This is a genomic window from Zobellella denitrificans, from assembly GCF_002237365.1.
GTDB classification, from domain to species: Bacteria; Pseudomonadota; Gammaproteobacteria; order Enterobacterales; family Aeromonadaceae; genus Oceanimonas; species Oceanimonas denitrificans.
This window is the reverse complement of sequence record NZ_NMUO01000160.1, coordinates 1-3,700: the sequence shown is the minus strand read 5'-3', so window position 1 is coordinate 3,700 and position 3,700 is coordinate 1. Positions and strand designations below refer to the sequence as shown.

The 3,700-nt window shown below is 66.1% G+C and carries 4 protein-coding genes; all 4 read left to right on the top strand.

The window, feature by feature from the left end; translation table 11 throughout:
• Positions 1–816, top strand: an 816-nt coding sequence (locus CGX12_RS18930; RefSeq protein WP_094041426.1) for an NAD(P)H-hydrate dehydratase, incomplete at its 5' end; no start/stop codon positions are given.
• The gene (gene tsaE / locus CGX12_RS18925) at positions 779–1,246 is read left to right on the top strand and encodes a tRNA (adenosine(37)-N6)-threonylcarbamoyltransferase complex ATPase subunit type 1 TsaE (RefSeq protein WP_094041425.1); all 468 of its coding nucleotides are present in this window, start codon (positions 779–781) and stop codon (positions 1,244–1,246) included. The genes CGX12_RS18930 and tsaE, both read left to right, overlap by 38 nt.
• Positions 1,243–2,559: an N-acetylmuramoyl-L-alanine amidase gene (locus CGX12_RS18920; protein ID WP_094041424.1), complete on the top strand. Its 1,317-nt coding sequence runs from the start codon at positions 1,243–1,245 to the stop codon at positions 2,557–2,559. Before tsaE ends, CGX12_RS18920 begins: the two co-directional genes overlap by 4 nt.
• 1 nt (position 2,560) lies before the next feature.
• Positions 2,561–3,700, top strand: a 1,140-nt coding sequence (mutL, locus tag CGX12_RS18915) for a DNA mismatch repair endonuclease MutL (protein ID WP_142995713.1), incomplete at its 3' end; no start/stop codon positions are given.

Here is a 3,700-nt window from a genome sequence, read left to right as displayed (position 1 = left end):
CCCCAGCAGTCGGCCGGTGTCGGCGCAGAGGCCGGCCGCTTGCTGATCGCCGGGGGCAATGAGGGCATGAGCGGCGCCGTCAGGCTGGCCGGGGAGGCGGCGCTGCGCCTCGGCACCGGCCTGGTACGGCTGCTCAGCCATCCGTCCCATGCGTCCTGGCTTAATCTGAGCCGGCCCGAGCTGATGACGGCGAGCTTTCCAGGGTTTGACGGCTGGCAGTGGCCCCAGGCCCTGGTGCTGGGGCCGGGGCTGGGCCGGGACCCCTGGGCCCAGGCGCTGTTCGAGGCGGCGTTGTCCTTCCAGGGCCCCGTGGTGATCGACGCCGACGGCCTCTACTGGCTGTCCCGCCGCCAGGCGGTACTGCCCGCCGAGCGGCCCTGGGTGCTGACGCCCCACCCGGGCGAGGCGGCCATGCTGCTCGGTTGTTCGGTGGCGGAGGTGGAAGCGGATCGGCTGGCGGCGGTGCGTGCCATCCAGCGCCAATACGGCGGTGTGGCGGTGCTCAAGGGGGCCGGCAGCCTGATCGCGGATGAGCGGCGGGTCAGTTTGTGTCATTATGGCAACCCCGGCATGGCCTCGGGGGGTATGGGCGACCTGTTATCTGGTATAATCGGCGCCTTTATGGCCCAGGGGCTGGCTCCTGTCCGGGCGGCGACCCTGGCGGTACCCCTGCACGCCCTGGCGGGCGACAAGGCGGCCGGAGCCGGCGGCATGCTCGGTCTTCTGGCATCGGATTTGTTATCTCCACTAAGAACCCTTATCAATCAAAAAGATGAACATGACAATCAAGACGTGGACCCGGTTGCTGGCCGATGAGGGCGAAACCCTGGCCCTGGGGGAAAAACTGGCGCAGGCCTGCGGCGGTCCGGCGGTGATCTTCCTGCACGGTGAGCTGGGGGCGGGCAAGACCACCCTCAGCCGCGGTTTTATCAGGGCCCTGGGCCATGAGGGCAAGGTGAAAAGCCCGACCTATACCCTGGTCGAGCCTTATCAGCTGCCACCCTGGCAGGTTTATCATTTCGATCTTTACCGCCTGGCGGATCCGGAAGAATTGGAATATATGGGCATTCGCGATTATTTTACTGATGACAGCTTATGTCTGGTGGAGTGGCCGGAGCGTGGCCTCGGCATGCTGCCGTCGCCGGATCTGGAGATCACCCTCAGTTACCAGGGCATGCAGCGTAAGGCGTTGGTGGAGGCCTGCTCGGCGGCGGGCGTGGCGTTGCTGGAGAAAATACAAGCGTGAAGTCGATATTCGTTGTGTTCTGTCTGCTGTTCAGTGTTTCGGCCTGGTCCAATCAGCTGGAGAGCATCCGTATCTGGCCTTCACCGGACAACACCCGCATCGTGCTGGACATGGGCTCGGCGCCTGCCTACGACTACTTTATGCTCAACGACCCCCACCGGCTGGTGGTGGATCTGCGCCAGACCCAGAACAGGGTCAACTTCGCCAGCATCACCAATAACAGCGAACTGATCACCCGCATCCGCGACAGCAAGCCGCCTTCTCCCGGCAGCTATCGGCTGGTGTTCGAACTCAAGAGCGGGGTCAAGCCCAGCCTCTTTCCCCTGACCCCGGCCGGTGAATACGGTCACCGGCTGGTGATCGATTTACCCTACCAGGATCAGAGCCGGGCACCCCAGCCGGTGGCACGCCAGGCGACGCCGGTGGGGCAGAAGGAGATAGTGGTGGCCATCGACCCCGGCCACGGCGGGGAGGATCCGGGCGCCATCGGGCCGCGCAAGAACAGGGAGAAGCACATTACCCTGGCGATTTCCCGCCGCCTGGCCGAGCTTATCAACAAGGAGCCGGGCATGCGGGCGGTACTGACTCGTACCGGCGACTATTTCGTCAACCTCAACCAGCGTTCCGAAATCGCCCGCAAGGCCCGGGCAGACCTGCTGCTGTCCATCCATGCCGACAGCGTCGCCAACCAGGGCCCGCGCGGCGCGTCGGTGTGGGTGCTGTCCTCCAACCGGGCCAACCGGGAAATGGCCAGCTGGCTGGAGAAGCAAGAGCGCCAATCGGAGCTGCTTGGTGGGGTCGGAGAGGTGATCTCCCAGACCGACGGCAATCCCTACCTGACCCGTACCTTCCTCGACCTGTCGATGGACAAGTCGCGGGCCGACAGCTACGCCATCAGCGAGCATATCCTCTCCGCCATGGGCAAGGTGGTGCGGCTGCACAAGAGCAAGCCCGAGCACGCCAGCCTGGCGGTGCTCAAGTCGCCGGACATCCCCTCCATCCTGATCGAGGCGGGCTTTATCTCCAATCCCCAGGAGGAGCAGTTGCTGATCACCGCCGAACATCAGCAGAAGGTGGCCCTGGCGGTATTCAACGGGGTGAAGTCCTATTACCGGCAGAACCCGCCCAGCGGCACCATGATGGCCAGTCAGCCGACCCAGGGGGGCACGCGCCAGCATACGGTTCGCTCCGGGGAGAGCCTGTCGCTCATCGCCCAGCGCTACGGCGTCAGCGTCAGCCGCCTGAAGGGGCATAACCAGCTGCAGTCCGACGTGGTCCGTATCGGCCAGGTGCTGGACATCCCGGGGAGCTGAGATGCCTATCCGGATCTTGCCGGCCCGGCTGGCCAACCAGATTGCCGCCGGTGAAGTGGTGGAGCGGCCCGCCTCCGTGGTCAAGGAACTGGTGGAGAACAGCCTGGATGCCGGTGCCACCCGTATCGAGATCGACATCGACAAGGGCGGCACCAAGCTTATCCGCATCCGCGACAACGGTGGCGGCATCGCCCGCGAGGAATTGACCCTGGCCCTGTCCCGCCATGCCACCTCCAAGGTCAGCACCCTGGAGGATCTGGAGCAGATCCTGAGCCTGGGGTTCAGGGGCGAGGCGTTGGCTTCCATCAGTTCGGTGTCCCGCCTGGTGCTCACCTCCAGGCCGGCAGAACAGGCCGAGGCCTGGCAGGCGATGACGGAAGGGCGGGACATGGAGGTGAAGATCCAGCCGGCCTCCCACCCCGTCGGCACGACCGTGGAGGTGAGCGATCTGTTCTTCAATACCCCGGCCCGGCGCAAGTTCCTGCGCACCGAGAAGACCGAATTCGGCCATATCGACGAAGTGATCCGGCGCATCGCGCTGAGCCGCTTCGACCTCAACCTGAGCCTGCGCCACAACGGCAAGCCGGTGCGCCAGTACCGGGCCGGTACCCTGCCATCCCAGCAGGACAAGCGGCTGGCGGCGGTGTGCGGCCCGGCCTTTATCGCCTCGGCACTGCGCCTCGACAGCGAACACCACGGGCTGCGGCTGTGGGGCTGGCTGGCGCCGCCGGAGGCGGCCCGGGCCCAGCCGGATCTGCAATATACCTACGTCAACGGCCGCATGATGCGCGACAAGCTGCTCAACCATGCGGTGCGCCAGGCCTACGGGGATCGCCTGCCCGCCGACGGCCATGGCGCCTTCGTGCTCTACCTGGAGCTGGATGCGCGCGAAGTGGACGTGAACGTGCATCCGGCCAAGCACGAGGTGCGCTTCCACCAGGCCCGGCTGGTGCACGACTTTATCTACCAGGTGCTGGCCCAGGCGCTGGAGCAGCCCCTGGCCCGTGTGGTTCCGCAGGCCGAAGAGCCATCCCCGGACTACGAGCCGGCCGCACTGCCGGTACGGGAGCCGGTGTCCTTCCAGGCACCGGGCCACGGCTATGGCGGCGGGCGCGAGCCACGGGTGGGCGGGGGCCTGAGC